Raw genomic sequence first — 15,628 nt, 5'->3', positions numbered from 1 at the left:
GGCGGGGGGCGGACGGGCCCGGGACCGCCCGGGCTCCCCGGGGGAGGGGAGCCGGACGGCCCCGGGGGCGGCCCGGGGGAGGGGCGCAGGTCAGAGGCCGGGGCTCTTGGGGGTCGCGGTCAGGTCGTACAGGGTGGTGCCGCCGACGGTCCTGGCGGTGTAGGTGGCCTCCACCCAGGAGCTGATCTCCGCGGAGTAGTTCGAGCCGCCCATGCCGCCGCCGCCCATGCCGCCGCCACCGATGAACCAGTGGACCTTGCCCTCCCGGACCAGCTGCTTGAAGCCGTCCAGGGAGAGCGACGGGTCGCTGCCGTTGAAGCCGCCCAGCGCCATCACCGGTTCGCCGCCGGCGAGTTGGTAGCTGGCCTGGTTCTGCGAGCCGACCGCGGCGGCGACCCAGGTGTACCTGTCGGCGTCCTGCTTGAGCAGGTCGGCCACCTCGGCGGAGACCCGGGCGCCGTTCAGCAGGCCGCCCATGCCGCCCATGCCACCGCCCATGCCGCCGCCCGCGCCGCCGAAGCCGCCGCGTCCGGTGCGGCGCTCGCCGTCGGTGCCGGTGCCGGTGCCGCCGCCCGGGAAGCCCGGGAAGGCGCCCGTCCCGCCGTTGCTGCCGGTCCCGGTGCCGTTCCGGGTACCGCCGGGGAAGGCCGGCATGCCGTTGCTGCTGCCGCCGTTGCCACCGGCGCCGGTGCCGGTGCCGCCCGGGAAGTTGGGCATGCCGCCGGTGCCGCCGCCCGCCCGGCCGCCGCCGCCGGGGAAACCGGCCCCGCCGCCGGGGAAGCCGCCGCCGCGACCGCCGAAGCCGCCGCTCCGGACGGCCGGGCCCGCGGTGACGATGGAGCCGCTGTGGCCGGTGGAGACGGTGTCGAGGGCGTACGCGGCCGGGCCGGCCAGGGTGGCGGCCAGGGCGGTGAGGCCCGCGACGGTGGCGATCCGGCGGCCGGTGAGGCCGGGGATGCGGCCCGCGAGGAGCAGCGCGATCGCGGCGAGGACGCCGCCGATCAGCACCGTGTTGCGCAGCCACGGCACGAACTGCGTGCTGCGGCCGAGTAGTTGGTGCGCCCACCAGGCGGTGACCGCGACCGTGACGGCCAGCACGGCCGCGTACGGGAGGCGGTGGCGGGCCCGCCACAGGCCGTCGGCGCCCATGCCGACCAGGGCGGCGACCGCCGGGACGAGGGCCACCGTGTAGTACTGGTGGAAGATGCCGGACATGAAGCTGAAGGTCAGCGCGGTGGAGAGCAGCCAGCCGCCCCAGACCAGGAAGCCGATCCGGGCCGAGTCGGTGCGCGGGTGGCGGCGGGTGGCCCAGAGGCCGAACAGCAGCAGGATCAGCGCGGCGGGCAGCAGCCAGGCGATCTGGCCGCCGATGTCGCCGTCGAACAGCCGGGTGACGCCGGTGGAGCCCCACATGCCGCCGCCCCCGCCGCCGCGCATGCCGCCCCCGCCGCCGCCGACCGAGCCGGTCTCGTCGCCGGTGATCCGGCCGAAGCCGTTGTAGCCGAAGGTCAGGGAGAGGAAGGAGTTGTCCTGCGAGCCGCCGATGTACGGGCGGGCGGAGGCCGGCATCAGTTCGACGACCGCCACCCACCAGCCGCCGGCCACCACCATGGCGACGGTGCCGTACAGCAGCTGCCGGAGGCGGCGGCCCACGCCGGTGGGCGCGCACACCAGGTACACCAGGGCGAACCCGGGCAGCACCAGGAAAGCCTGGAGCGTCTTGGTGAGGAAGCCCAGGCCGAACATCACGCCGACGAACACCAGCCAGCGGGTGGACGCCGTCTCGGTGGCCCGGACGGTGCCGTACGCGGCCAGGGTGAGCAGCAGCACCAGCAGCGCGTCCGGGTTGTTGAAGCGGAACATCAGCGCCGCGACCGGGGTCAGCGCCAGCGCGGCGCCCGCCACCAGGCCGGCCAGCGGGGCGAAGCGGCGGCGCACCGCGGCGTACACGGCGGCGACCGTTCCGACGCCCATCAGCACCTGCGGGGCCAGCAGGCTGAACGAGCTGAGGCCGAGGAGGCGGGCGGAGAGCGCCATCGGCCACAGCGCCAGCGGCGGCTTGTCGACGGTGATGAAGTTCGCCGAGTCCGAGGACCCGAAGAACATCGCCTTCCAGCTGACCGAACCGGCCTGGACGGCGGCCGAGTAGAAGGCGTTCGCCCAGCCGGAGGCGGTCAGGTTCCAGAAGTACAGCACGGCCGTCGCCAGCAGCAGGCCGAGGAGGGCCGGACGCACCCAGCGCGGGTCGTCCGGGCGCCCGCGCCAGGTGCGGGCGGGCAGCGTGCGCAGCCGGCCGGCCCAGGAGGCCGGTCCCTTCGGGCCGGTGGGCGGCGGCGCGACGGGCGGGAACAGCGTCTCAGCGGGCCGCTCGCGTTCGGCCCCGGCGGGCGGGAGCGGCCCGGCGGAGGGCCCCTCGGTCGGCCCGGTCGCGGCGTGGGCCGCGACCGCCGGGGGCGGGTGGTTCGCGGCGTCGGGCCACGGCTCGCTGGTCGGGGGAACGGAACTGGACGTGGTCATGGGCACTACGCTCGGAGGCCCGGCTGAGAGGTTGATGAGAGGTGGCTATGAGGCCGCTCTAAGTCTCCCGGCGGACGGGTGACGTCCGCCCCGGGGGGCGGTGACGGCCCGTCAGCGGAGGGCCGCGGCGGCCGGTGCGGCGGCGGCCGGTGCGGCGGCGGCCCCCGCGCCGGCCGGGTCCGGGGTGGGCGGGGCGAGGCGGGTGCCGAGCCAGGCGAGGGCCGGGGGGATCTCGCGGGTCCAGGTGTGGAAGTTGTGGCCGCCGCTGTCCAGGGTGATGGTGGAGAGCCGGGTCGGGGCCCTGAAGGCGGCGACCATCTCCTGGGTGGGCCGGTAGTTCTCCTCGTTGCGGCTGGTGGCCAGCAGCAGCGAGACCGGCGGGGCGGGGTGGTTGCGCAGCCGCCACAGCAGGTCGTTGTCCTGCCGGACCTGCTCGCTACCGCCGAACAGGTCGCCGGTGGTGGGGTCGTTGTGCACCTCGTAGTAGCCGGACAGCGCGATCGCCGCCCGGTACGCGTCGGGCTTGCGGACCGCGAACTTGACGGCGCAGTAGCCGCCGGTGGAGTCGCCGATCACGGCCCGCGCCTCGGGCCGGTCGTCGACCCGGTAGGCGGCGGACATCGCCTTCGGCAGGTCCTCGGTGAAGAAGGTCTCCACCTGGGGCCCGCCGGGCACGTCCATGCACTCGGTGTCCCGGTTGCCGACCAGGGTGGGCCGCATCATCACCAGCACGGTGGGCGGCATCTTCCCGGTCTCGACGGCCTTCAGGGCGGACGCCGGGTACTGGAGCAGCGAGATCAGCTTCTCCGGCGTGCCCGGGTAGCCGGACAGCGCCAGCAGCATCGGGAAGCGGCTGTCCGCGTAGGCGGGCTGGAAGTACTGCGGCGGCAGGTAGACGTACGCGGGGGTGCCGGTCAGTCCGGAGCCGGTCCCGTGGATCTCCACCCGCTGGATCACCCCGGAGCGGTCCTGGGCGGAGCCCTGCGCGGAGTACATCCGCTGCTCGCCGGTGACCGAGACGGCCCGGCCGCCGGGCTGGTGGTCGACCACGGTGCCCGGGCTGCCGTCCAGGCCGAGCAGGTCGCTCCAGGTCGAGTAGAACCCGAAGTAGGAGTTGGCGACCAGGCCCATCGCGACCAGCACGGTGACCTGCGTCCCGAGGAACGCGGCGATCCGGCCGAGCCAGGCCCGCCAGCCCCGCCCGCCGAGCCGGGGCCACAGCGCCATGGTGGCGGCGAACGCGGCGACGGCCACCAGGGCGGCGATGATCTGCAGGGGGAGTCCGGTCAGGCTGGGCACCGGATGATCGTAGGGTACGTCTTCACGGATCTCCCAGCCGGCTCCCAGCCGGTTCACGGTTTCGCCAAGCCCGCGCCAAGCCCGCCCCAACTCACCTGCGGCGCGGGCCCGTCGGCGCTCCCGGCCGGGGCCCGGACCGCAGCGGTCCGGGCCCCGGCCGGGAGCGCCGGAACGGCGGCGGCCCGCCGCACCCACGGGGAAGGTGCGGCGGGCCGCCGGTCCGTGGCGGGCCGGTGCGGCGTCAGCCCAGGCTGTTGTAGATGGTGTTCAGCAGGGTGGAGTTGTTGTCGTCGTTCTCCAGGGCGAAGGCGAACATGCCGCCCAGGCCCTTGCTCTTGGCGTACGCGGCGCGGGCCTGGATGGCCTTCGGGTCGTCGCCGGTCCAGAAGTTGGTGCCGTCGTAGACCCAGGTGCTCTCGGTCACCGGGTCCCAGTGGGTGTTCTGGGCGGTGAGGGTGAGCTCGCGCCAGCTGGCCAGGCCGGCCTCCTGGCTGCCGGGCTTGGCCGGGGTGGCGCCGGTGGCCTTCTGGTAGAGGCCGTAGTTGTCACCGGCCTGGACGCCGGTCCAGCCGCGGAAGTAGAACGGGATGCCGAGGATGATCTTGTTGGCCGGGAAGCCGCCCTTGATCCCGTACTCGGGCAGGCCGGTGGTGTACGCGGCCAGCGTGGTGTCCACGTTGTACTTGGCGGTGCCGGGGGCGATCGGCGTGGTCGGGTCGGCCGGGCTGTCGTGCAGCGGGTCCTGGAGGTTGGTCGGACCGGTGGCGTCCCACGAGCCGTGCATGTCGTACGTCATGATGTCGGCGTAGTCCAGGTACGCGCCGATCTTGTCGGTCTCGACGTACTGGACCTTGTCCTGGCCGGACGGCAGCGCCGCGGTGAGCAGGAACTTCTTGCCGACGCTCTGCCCGTACGCGTCGAGCTGGCTGCGGAACTCGGCGAGCAGCGCGGTGAAGTTCTGCTTGTCGGCCGCGGAGTAGTGGTTGCCGGTGTGGCCGCCGGCCGAGCCCGGGTACTCCCAGTCGATGTCGATGCCGTCGAAGATGCCCGCGCCGCTGGCCGCGCCGCCCGAGGCGTCGCCGGCGACGTTGGCCGGCAGGTTGCCCTTGAGGAACATGTCGATGCAGGAGGAGACCAGCTTCTTGCGCGAGGCGTCGGTGGCCGCCGCGTCGGAGAAGTACTTGGAGTAGGTCCAGCCGCCCAGCGAGAGGGTGATCCGCAGGTTCGGGTTCTTCGCCTTGAGCTGGCGCAGCTGGTTGAAGTTGCCCTTCAGCGGCTGCTCCCACTGGTCGGTGGAGCCGTCGACCGAGATGCCGCCCGAGTAGTCCATCTGGTAGTCGGCGTACGCGTCGGCCGCGCCGTCGCCCGCGTTCGGGTTGTTCTCGTTCGCGGCGTCCGAGGCCTTGACCGCCTCGAAGCAGTTGAGGTTGGTCGGGTGGATGTTCTCGAACGCGTAGGAGATCACGTCCAGCTTGGCGGCGGCGCCCGAGGTGTCCACGTTCTTCGGGTAGTAGGCGGCGTCGTACACCGACCACTGGTCGAAGTAGGCCGACTTGAGCGGCTTGGCGGCGGGCACGGCGGCGGTGGTGGCGTTCACCGCGGCGGACTGCTGGGAGGCGTGCCCGGCCTTGTCGTACGCCTGGACGGTGAAGGTGTACGCGGTGTTCGGCAGCAGCGAGGAGACCGCGATGTTCGTGCCCATCGAGGTGCCGACCAGCTGGCCCTTCGACCAGACCTTGTAGCCGACGTAGTTGTCGCCGGACTCGGTCGAGGCGTTCCACTTCAGCACCACGGCGTTGGAGGTGGTCCTGGTGACCGTCACCCCGCCCGGCACGGTGATCTTGCCGTCGCCGGTCGGGCCGTTGCCGGTGCCGGAGCTCGCGGACGGCGACGGGGAGGCCGAGGTGGACGGGCCGGGCGAGGTGGAGCCCGAGGGGCTCGTGCTCGGGCTCGTGCTCGGGCTCGGCGAGGCGCTCCGCGAGGGGCTGGCGGAGGCGCTCGGGCCGGTGGTGCCGCCGCCCGGGCCGGTCAGCACCAGGTCGTCCGCCTGGTAGGCGCCGGCGCCGTACCAGCCGTGGGTGAACACCGTCACCGAGGTGGTGGACGCGCCGGTGGTGAAGGTGGTGCTCAGCTGGGTGTAGGCGGTGGCGCCCGGCGTCCAGGTGGAGGCGTTCACGCCGGTGCCGGTGGCGCCCAGGTACACGTAGCTGCCCTTGAGGAAGCCGGAGAGGGTGTACTTGGTGTTCGGCTGGACGGTGACGCTCTGCTGGCACTGGCCGGTGTCCGCGGCGGTGGCGTTGCCGCTCAGCGCGTAGGAGCCGCCGTGCACGGGGGTGGTGACCACCGAGCCGCCGGTGCAGGACCAGCCGCTCAGGGTGCCGGACTCGAAGTCGCCGTTGGCGAGCAGGTTGACGGTGGCCGCCGAGGCGGAGCCGAGCGAGAGCGCGAGGGCGGTGGAGCCGACCGTCATCGCGGCGGCCACCACGAGGGCACCGGCGCGGCGGCGGGAGGGGGCCCGGCGCGGGGTGGGCTCGGGGGTGGGCGTGGCCCGTTCAAGCATGGAGGGACCTCCGGAGGAGTGGGGTTGTCCGGTAGGTGCGGCGGCCGTGGGGACCAGGTGGGAGCCTGCGCGCCTGGGGTGAGCGCGTCACCTAGATTGGACTGGACCATTCACCCGGGTCAAGGATTTCGACCCACGAACCGTCAGGAACCTTTCCGATCAGTCCTCTCCGGGGCGCCGAGCCCGTTCCGCCCCCGGCGCACGCCCCCGGCTCGCAGTTGCACATGACTTGCAATTGCATGCATATAAGCGGAAAGATAATCCAGCTCACCGCCCCTGCGGCACCCTGTTCGGAAGGAAGACCCATGGCAGCGCCCAGCCGTCTGCGCGACCGGCTCACCCGGGAGGAGTGGACCAGGCTGGCCGGCATGGCCGCGTTCATCCTGCTCCTGCACGTGGTGGGGTGGGTGACCCTGCTCGCGGTGATCGCCCCCAGGCACTACGACGTCGGCGGCCAGGTGTTCGGGGCCGGGATGGGCCTGACGGCCTACACGCTCGGCATGCGGCACGCCTTCGACGCCGACCACATCGCCGCGATCGACAACACCACCCGCAAGCTGATGGGCCAGGGCAAGCGCCCGCTCTCGGTGGGCTTCTGGTTCTCGCTGGGCCACTCGTCGATCGTGTTCGGGCTCTGCGCGCTGCTGGCCCTCGGCATCCGGGCGCTGGCCGGGCAGGTGGAGTCGGACGACTCGACGCTGCACGACGCGACCGGGCTGATCGGCGTCTCGGTCTCCGGCACCTTCCTGGTGCTGATCGGCCTGATCAACCTGGGCGCGTTCAACGGCATCCTCAAGGTGTTCCGGCGGATGCGCCAGGGCGACTTCGACGAGGCCGAGCTGGAGCGGCAGCTGGACAGGCGCGGCTTCCTGAACCGCATCCTGGGCCGGGTCACCCGGGCGGTCACCAAGTCGTGGCACATGTACCCGGTGGGGCTGCTGTTCGGGCTGGGCTTCGACACCGCGACCGAGGTCTCGCTGCTGGTGCTGGCGGGCGGCGCCGCCGCGTTCTCGCTGCCCTGGTACGCGCTGCTGGTGCTGCCGGTCCTGTTCGCGGCCGGCATGAGCCTGCTGGACACCATCGACGGCTCGTTCATGAACTTCGCCTACGAGTGGGCGTTCTCCAAGCCGGTCCGGAAGATCTACTACAACCTGACGGTGACCGGCCTGTCGGTCGTGGTGGCCCTGGTGATCGGCGTGGTCGAGCTGATCGGCCTGCTCGCCGAGAAGCTGGACATCACCGGCGGCCCGATCGGCTGGATCGGCGCGCTGGACCTCAACCTGGTGGGCTACGTGATCGTCGGCCTGTTCGTGGTGACCTGGGCCGGGGCGCTGGCGTTCTGGAAGTTCGGCCGGGTCGAGCAGAAGTGGGGCGCCGGGCTGCGCGAGCAGGCGTAGCCGCGGACCGTTCGTACCGGAGGGGTGCCCGGGCGGGCGCCCCTCCGGCGTTCCCGGGGCGGGGAGGTCGTCGCAGGTCGGGAAGTGTTCACGTCGGCGCCCTTGTCGGGTCAACTTCTACGCGCGTATCTTCGGGAACCGGATCTACGCGAGTAGCCCGCCGGGAGCCGGCCGGAACCCGGACCGGCCCCCGGCAGCACGCCTTCTGACGGACCCTCACCACCACCCGGAGCGCCCCGCCGCGCCCGGGCCATGGCCTTGCCACGAAGGAGCCCCGCAACGGTGCCCAGCCCCACTCCCGCCCGCCGTTCCCGCCGCACGCTGCTGCGCGCCACCGCGACGGCCGCGGTCGCCGCCTCCCTGCTGGCCGTCCCGCTGCCGGGCGCGTTCGCCGCGCCGTCCACCGGCGCGGTGATCGCCGAGGTCTACGGCGGCGGCGGCAACTCCGGCGCGACGCTGAAGAACGACTTCATCGAGCTGGGCAACCCGTCCGGCGCGGCCTTCGGCCTGACCGGCTACAGCGTGCAGTACCTGCCCGGCAGCCCGAGCGCCTCCAGCCAGTGGGGCGTCACCGCGCTGAGCGGGTCGGTCGCCCCCGGCGGCCGCTACCTGGTCGCCGAGGGCGCGGGCGCCGGCGGCACCGCCGACCTGCCGGCCGCCGACGCGAGCGGCAACCTGGCGCTCTCCGCCACCGCCGGCACCGTCGCGCTGGTCAACGGCACCGCCGCGCTGACCTGCAAGACCGCCGCCGACTGCGCCGCCGACCCGCGGATCGTCGACCTGGTGGGCTTCGGCACTGCCGTGGTCCGCGAGGGCAGCCCGGTCACCGGGGCGTCCAACACCGCCTCGGTGGCGCGCGGCGCCGCGCTCGCCGACACCGACGACAACGCCAAGGACCTCACGGCCGGCGACCCGACGCCCACCAACGCCAAGGGCGAGACCACCGGCGGCGGCCCCACCACCCCGCCGACCACCCCGCCCGGCACCCCCGGCGACCTGCGCGTCCACGACATCCAGGGCACCACCCGGGTCTCGCCGAAGAACGGCCAGACCGTCACCAACGTGCCCGGCGTCGTCACCGGCGTGCGCGCCTACGGCACCAAGGGCTTCTGGATCCAGGACCCCAACCCGGACGCGGACCCGGCCACCAGCGAGGGCGTGTTCGTCTACACCGGCTCGGCCGCCCCGACCGTCAAGGTCGGCGACGCGGTGCTGGTCACCGGCAAGGTCAGCGAGTACTACCCGAACAGCTCGGGCGGCTCCCAGTCGGTCACCGAGCTGACCGGCCCGACCACCGCCGTGCTCTCCTCCGGCAACCCGGTGCCCGCGCCCGTCGTGCTGAACGCCGCGAACATCCCGGCCGCCTACGCCCCCGACGCGGCCGGCGGCTCGATCGACGGCCTGCCGCTGGACCCGGCGACGTACGCCCTCGACCTGTACGAGTCGCTGGAGGGCATGAACGTCCAGGTCGCCGACGTGCCGGTGGTGCAGGCCACCGACACGTACAACGAGCTGTGGGTGGACGCCCTCGCCACCGACCCGCGCACCGCCCGCGGCGGCGTGGTCTACCTCGGCTACGACAAGCCGAACAACGGCCGGATCATGATCCAGTCGCTGCCGCCGCTGACCGAGGTGCCCTTCCCGGTCGCCAACGTCGGCGACCGGTTGACCGGCGCCACCACCGGCCCGCTCGACTACAACCAGTTCGGCGGCTACACCATCGCCGCCAACACCCTGGGCGCGGTCGAGGACAACGGGCTCGAGCCCGAGGTCGCCCAGCAGGGCAAGAAGAACGAACTGACCATCGGCACCTACAACGTCGAGAACCTCGACCCGGGCGACGGCCCGGCCAAGTTCGCCCAGCTCGCCAAGGGCATCGTCACCAACCTGGCCTCGCCCGACATCGTCGCCCTGGAGGAGATCCAGGACGACAACGGCGCGGTCAACGACGGCACCGTGAGCGCCGCCACCACGGTCAGGACCTTCATCGACGCGATCAAGGCGGCCGGCGGCCCGGCCTACGACTGGCGCTCGATCGACCCGGTCGACGGCCAGGACGGCGGCGAGCCCGGCGGCAACATCCGCCAGGTGTTCCTGTTCAACCCGGCCCGGGTCTCCTTCACCGACATCCCCGGCGGCTCCTCCACCACCGCCGTCGACGTCACCGGCAAGAAGAACAAGACCCGCCTCACCGCCTCGCCCGGCCGGATCGACCCCGGCAACGAGGCCTGGACGTCCAGCCGCAAGCCGCTGGTCGGCCAGTTCGAGTTCAAGGGCCAGCCGGTCTTCGTGATCGCCAACCACTTCAACAGCAAGGGCGGCGACCAGGGCATCGACAGCCGCTTCCAGGCCCCCACCCGCTCCTCCGAGGTGCAGCGGGTCAAGCAGGCCACCGTCGAGCAGGCGTTCGTCGCCAAGCTGCTGGGGGCCGACCCCAAGGCCCGGATCGTCTCGCTCGGCGACTTCAACGACTACCAGTTCTCGCCCGCCCTCCAGACCCTGACCAAGGACGGCGTGCTGCGCGACCTGGTCAACGAGCTGCCCGCGAACGAGCGCTACTCGTACGTCTACCAGGGCAACTCGCAGGTGCTCGACCACATCCTGGTCAGCCCCGCGCTCAAGCCCGGGAAGACCCACTACGACGTGGTGCACATCAACAGCGAGTTCGCCGCCCAGGCCTCCGACCACGACCCGCAGGTGGTCCGGATCAAGCCCTGACGGCCCCCGGCCCGGCAGCCCCCGCCCGTCCCGGCGGGGGCTGCCGCGCTCCCGGAAGTTACCGGTGGGTTGACCGCGGGGCCCGCAGGCCGGAGGATCATGGCACCCCCCGCGCAGGTCTGGAAGGACGCCCCGCATGGCCTACGACGCCGACGTCATCGTGATCGGAGCGGGCCTCGCCGGCCTGGCCGCCACCGCCGAACTCGCCGACGCCGGACGGAAGGTGCTGCTGCTCGACCAGGAGCCGGCCGGCTCGCTCGGCGGGCAGGCGCACTGGTCGTTCGGCGGCCTGTTCCTGGTCGACTCGCCCGAGCAGCGCCGGATGCGGATCAAGGACTCCCGCGACCTCGCCTGGCAGGACTGGCTCGGCACCGCCGGGTTCGACCGCGAGGAGGACGCCTGGCCGCGCCGCTGGGCCGAGGCGTACGTCGACTTCGCGGCCGGCGAGAAGCGCGCCTGGCTGCACGCCCAGGGCCTGCGGCTGTTCCCGGTGGTCGGCTGGGCCGAGCGCGGCGGACTGCTGGCCTCCGGCCCCGGCAACTCCGTCCCGCGCTTCCACATCACCTGGGGCACCGGCCCCGGCATCGTCGAGCCCTTCGCCCGCCGGATCCGCGAGGCCGTGAAGGCCGGCCGGGTCGAACTGCGCTTCCGGCACCGCGTCACCGGCCTCGCCGCCAGCGCGGGCAGCCTGGACACCGTCACCGGCGAGGTGCTCGCCCCGTCCGCCGTGCAGCGCGGCGAGGCCAGCTCCCGCGAGGTCGCCGGACACTTCGAACTGCGCGCCCAGGCCGTGGTCGTGGCCTCCGGCGGCATCGGCGGCAACCACGACAAGGTCCGCGCCGCCTGGCCCGAACGGCTCGGCACCCCGCCCGCCAAACTGCTCTCCGGCGTCCCCGCGCACGTCGACGGCCTGATGCTGGACGTCGCGGGCGCGGCCGGCGGCCACCTGATCAACGGCGACCGGATGTGGCACTACACCGAGGGCATCGAGAACTGGAACCCGATCTGGGCCAGGCACGGCATCCGGATCCTCCCCGGCCCGTCCTCGCTCTGGCTGGACGCCACCGGAAAGCGCCTGCCCGTCCCGCTGTTCCCCGGCTTCGACACCCTCGGCACCCTCGAACACATCATGCGCACCGGCCACCAGCACACCTGGTTCGTGCTCACCCAGAAGATCATCGAGAAGGAGTTCGCCCTCTCCGGCTCCGAGCAGAACCCCGACCTGACCGGCCGCTCGATCCGCCAGGTGCTCGGCCGCGCGCTGCCCGGCGCCACCGGCCCGGTCGAGGCGTTCAAGCAGCACGGCCCGGACTTCGTGGTCGCCGACACCCTGGAGGAACTCGTCCGCGGCATGAACGAGCGCCAGGGCGACGCCCCCGCCATCGACGGCGCCGAACTGCGCCGCGAGATCGAGGCCCGCGACCGCGAGATCGCCAACCCGTTCAGCAAGGACCTCCAGGTCACCGCTATCCACGGGGCCCGCCGCTACCTCGGCGACAAGCTGATCCGCACCGCGAGCCCGCACCGGCTGCTCGACCCCAAGGCCGGCCCGCTGATCGCCGTCCGGCTCAACATCCTCACCCGCAAGTCCCTCGGCGGCCTCCAGACCGACCTCGACTCCCGCGTCCTGCGCGCCGACGGCACCGCCCTGGACGGCCTCTACGCGGCCGGCGAGGCCGCGGGCTTCGGCGGCGGCGGCCTCCACGGCTACCGCTCCCTGGAGGGCACCTTCCTCGGCGGCTGCCTCTTCTCCGGCCGCGCCGCCGGCCGGGCGGCGGCGCGGGCCACCGCGTAGCGGCCGGTCGCCGCGGCCCGGCGGTGCCCAGCGGCCGGCGGTCGCCGCCTACCGGCCGGCGGTCGCCGCCTACCGGCCGGTCGTGCCGTCGATCTGCTCGCGCAGGATGTCGGCGTGGCCCGCGTGGCGGGTGGTCTCGCCCGTCATGTGGGCCAGCACCCAGCGCAGCGAGCGCGGCTCCCCGTCCACCGCCGTGGCGGTCGGCCGGGCGGGGTCGGCGGCGGCGCGGACGATCGCGTCGCTGTCCGCGCACGCCTGCCGGTAGGCGGCCAGTACCCGGTCGGCGGGCACGTCGTCCGGGACGGCCATGGCGAAGTCCACGTCCTCGTACTCCGCCAGGCCCGCGACGTGGTGGCCGAACCAGTACCGCTCGCCGTCCGTCAGGTGCCGCACCAGCCCCAGCAGGTTCGTCCCGGACGGCACCAGGACGCGGCGCAGCTGCTCCTCCGTCAGGTCCTCGGTCTTCTTGAGCACGCACTCCCGGGCGAAGGCCAGGAAGGCGAGCGCGGTGTCGAGCTCACCGCCGTCGGCGCGGGGGACGGGGCGGCGCTGCGTTTCGAAGGCTGTCATGTCCGGAAACCTAGCCGGGCCCGGCCCCCGAACGCACCGGGGTTTCGGGGGCGGACCGCCGATCACCGAGAATGGGGGCGTGAACGCAGGAGCCGCGGTGGCGGAGTTGGACGGACGGCCGGTGACGGCGGCGCAGTTGCAGGTGCTGGCGCTGACGAACTACGGGCACTTCACCACGATGCTGGTGGAGGACGGCCGGGTGCGCGGCCTCGACCTGCACCTGGAGCGGCTGGAGCGGGACTGCGCGGCGCTGTTCGGGGTGCGGCCGGACCGGGAGCGGGTGCGGGGGTTCGCCCGGCGGGCGGTGCCCGCGGCGGGGGCGGTGGCGGTGCGGGTGACGGTCTTCGACCCGGCGATCGACCTGGGCAGCATCGGCGGGAAGGCCGAGCCGCGGGTGCTGGTGACGGCCCGTCCGGCGGGCAGCGGGGTGCCGGGGCCGATCCGGGTGCGGACGGCCCGCTTCGAGCGGGAACTGCCGGAGGTGAAGAGCGTGGCGCTGTTCGGGGCGCTGCGCCTGCGTCGGCTGGCCCAGCAGGCCGGGTTCGACGACGCGCTGTTCGTGGACCGGGACGGCGGCGTCACCGAGGGCGGCACCTGGAACGTCGGGTTCCTGCGCGGCGGCGAGGTGCTCTGGCCGCGCGGCGCGTACCTGGCCGGGACGGCGATGGCGCTGCTGCGCGGGGCGTGCGGCGGCGCGGAGGAGCGGGTCGGGCCGGAACTGGCGGGCGTGGACGCGGTGTTCGCGACCAACGCGGCGGTCGGGGTGCGCCCGGTGGCGGCGGTGGACGGGCGGGCCTTCGACACCGCGGGGGTGGCGCGGCTGCGCGCGGCGTACCTGGCGGTGCCGGGGGAGCGGCTGTAGGGACCGCTGGTAGGGGCCGCTGGTATAGGGGCCGCTCCCAGGACCGGACACGGCGAGCGGGTGGCGGGGAGCGGTCGCAGCACCGGCTTTACCCGCGCATGGTCGGATCATGTGCCGTACCAGACCGGCCTGTTGACGCTCGTTCACCGATCGTCCGGGCGGCGGCCACCGGCCACTGGCAGTCTCCCGCGCATGGATATCCCCCACATGGGCGTGCCCGCCGAGCTCGCCGCACGCATGAGCATGGCGGAGCAGCACGAGTACCTGCGCAGCAAGTTCTCCCGCCGCACCCTGCTGCGCTCCGGCGCGGTCACGGTCGGCGCGCTGGCCGTCGGCGGGGCGCTGGGCTCCGGTACGGCGTTCGCCGACCCGTCCGCGGCGTCCGGCTCCGCGACCGGCGGGGTGAACGGGTCGCTGGTCGCGCCGGTCGGCCGCCACCTGCAGTTCGGCGCCGACGCCGGGACCCAGATGCGGGTGTCCTGGCAGGTGCCGGCGGCGGTGCGCAAGCCGTTCCTGCGCTTCGGCCGCCACCCCTGGGAGCTGAGCCACAAGATCGAGGCCGAGGTGCGCGCGCTGCACACCCCGGCGCTGGTCGACGGCGGCACCCCGGTCGACCAGTACTACCTGCACGTGGAGCTGGACCACCTCCAGCCGGGCACCACCTACTACTACGGCGTCGGCCACGAGGGCTTCGACCCGGCCTCGCACCAGGCGATCTCCACCCTGAAGACCTTCACCACCGCGCCGTCCCGCAGCGGCCGCCGGGGCCGCCCGTTCGAGCCGTTCACCTTCACCGCCTTCGGCGACCAGGGCGTCTCCGCGCACGCGGCCGGCAACGACCACGTGATCCTGGCGCAGAACCCGGTGTTCCACCTGCACGCCGGCGACATCTGCTACGCCGACCCGATGGGCCAGGGCCTGGACAGCGACAGGTCGGCGTACGACGCCCGGACCTGGGACGCCTTCCTGGCGCAGACCGAGCCGGTGTCCGCGAAGATCCCGTGGATGGTCTCCTACGGCAACCACGACATGGAGGCGTGGTACTCGCACAACGGGTACGGCGGCGAGGACGCCCGCTTCACCCTGCCGACCGACGGCCCGGACCCGCGCAAGGCCCCCGGCGTCTACTCCTTCACCTACGGCAACGTCGGCGTGATCTCGCTGGACGCCAACGACGTCTCGTACGAGATCCCGGCCAACTTCGGCTACACCAACGGCCGGCAGACCCAGTGGCTGGAGCGCAGGCTGCGCGAGCTGCGGGCCGACGGGTCGGTCGACTTCGTGGTGGTCTTCTTCCACCACTGCGCCTTCTCCACCACCCACCAGCACGCCTCCGAGGGCGGGGTCCGGGACGCCTGGGTGCCGCTGTTCGAGAAGTACCGGGTGGACCTGGTCGTCAACGGTCACAACCACGTGTACGAGCGCACCGACGCGATCCTCGGCAACAAGGTCGCCAAGGCGGTGCCGAGCGGCGCGACGCTCGACCCGGCCAAGGACGGCGTGGTCTACGTGACCGCGGGCGCGGCCGGGCGCAGCCTGTACTCCTTCGACGCCCCCGACAGCTACGAGGGCCACGAGAACCGCCAGGACGAGGTGGTCACGTACCACTTCGAGAAGGGCGCGGTGCACGTCCCCGAGACGGTCGGCTGGTCGCGGGTCCGCTACACCGGCTACTCGTTCATCAAGGTGGACGTCACCCCGGCCCACCCCGGCGCGAACACCACCATGAAGGTGACCGCGCTGGCCGAGGACGGCACCCGGATCGACCACTACGCGATCGTCCGCCGCGCGGGCCGCGGCGAGCACGGCCATTGACGGCCGCTCGGCGCCCGCCCCGGACCGGGTGCTGCCGGGTCCGGGGCGGGCGCCGTCCAGTGCCGCGACGGGGCGAAGGCCGCCTGGCGCGGCAC

At 73.4% G+C, this 15,628-nt stretch carries 9 protein-coding genes; 5 read left to right on the top strand and 4 right to left on the bottom strand.

The features are described from left to right. Positions 1-90: 90 nt before the first annotated feature. From K353_RS17120 to K353_RS35675, 3 genes are all read right to left on the bottom strand, one after another. Positions 91-2,517 carry a glycosyltransferase family 39 protein gene (locus tag K353_RS17120; protein WP_111554448.1) on the bottom strand — a complete coding sequence of 809 codons (2,427 nt, stop codon included), beginning with the start codon at positions 2,515-2,517 and terminating at the stop codon, positions 91-93. A 111-nt stretch (positions 2,518-2,628) separates the two neighbouring features. Next, positions 2,629-3,816, bottom strand: a complete 1,188-nt coding sequence (locus tag K353_RS17115) for an esterase family protein (RefSeq protein WP_199528129.1) — start codon at positions 3,814-3,816, stop codon at positions 2,629-2,631. Positions 3,817-4,057: 241 nt separating this feature from the next. After that, positions 4,058-6,376, bottom strand: a complete 2,319-nt coding sequence (locus K353_RS35675; protein WP_370447617.1) for a glycosyl hydrolase family 18 protein — start codon at positions 6,374-6,376, stop codon at positions 4,058-4,060. 305 nt (positions 6,377-6,681) lie between these two features. On the opposite strand from K353_RS35675, the gene K353_RS17105 reads away from it, so the two are divergent. The 3 genes from K353_RS17105 to K353_RS17095 all read left to right on the top strand — a co-directional run bounded on the left by K353_RS17105 (position 6,682) and on the right by K353_RS17095 (position 12,286). Next, complete coding sequence (locus K353_RS17105) at positions 6,682-7,773, top strand: HoxN/HupN/NixA family nickel/cobalt transporter (protein WP_111554447.1); 1,092 nt, start codon at positions 6,682-6,684, stop codon at positions 7,771-7,773. 282 nt (positions 7,774-8,055) lie between these two features. Continuing rightward, positions 8,056-10,491 carry an endonuclease/exonuclease/phosphatase family protein gene (locus K353_RS17100; protein WP_370447616.1) on the top strand — a complete coding sequence of 812 codons (2,436 nt, stop codon included), beginning with the start codon at positions 8,056-8,058 and terminating at the stop codon, positions 10,489-10,491. Between the two features lie 136 nt (positions 10,492-10,627). Beyond that, positions 10,628-12,286: an FAD-binding dehydrogenase gene (locus K353_RS17095; RefSeq protein WP_111554446.1), complete on the top strand. Its 1,659-nt coding sequence runs from the start codon at positions 10,628-10,630 to the stop codon at positions 12,284-12,286. 69 nt (positions 12,287-12,355) lie between these two features. Here K353_RS17095 and K353_RS17090 read toward each other — a convergent pair whose 3' ends face one another. Beyond that, the gene (locus K353_RS17090) at positions 12,356-12,856 is read right to left on the bottom strand and encodes a DinB family protein (RefSeq protein WP_111554445.1); all 501 of its coding nucleotides are present in this window, start codon (positions 12,854-12,856) and stop codon (positions 12,356-12,358) included. Positions 12,857-12,953: 97 nt separating this feature from the next. Here K353_RS17090 and K353_RS17085 point away from each other — a divergent pair, with 97 nt between their 5' ends. Further along, the gene (locus tag K353_RS17085; RefSeq protein ID WP_111554444.1) at positions 12,954-13,718 is read left to right on the top strand and encodes an aminotransferase class IV; all 765 of its coding nucleotides are present in this window, start codon (positions 12,954-12,956) and stop codon (positions 13,716-13,718) included. Positions 13,719-13,910: 192 nt separating this feature from the next. Continuing rightward, positions 13,911-15,533, top strand: a complete 1,623-nt coding sequence (locus K353_RS17080; RefSeq protein ID WP_111554443.1) for a metallophosphoesterase family protein — start codon at positions 13,911-13,913, stop codon at positions 15,531-15,533. Positions 15,534-15,628 lie beyond the last annotated feature (95 nt).

This window comes from Kitasatospora sp. SolWspMP-SS2h, from assembly GCF_003259315.1.
Classification (GTDB): domain Bacteria; phylum Actinomycetota; class Actinomycetes; order Streptomycetales; family Streptomycetaceae; genus Kitasatospora; species Kitasatospora fiedleri.
This window is presented reverse-complemented; position numbering and strand designations above follow the sequence as displayed.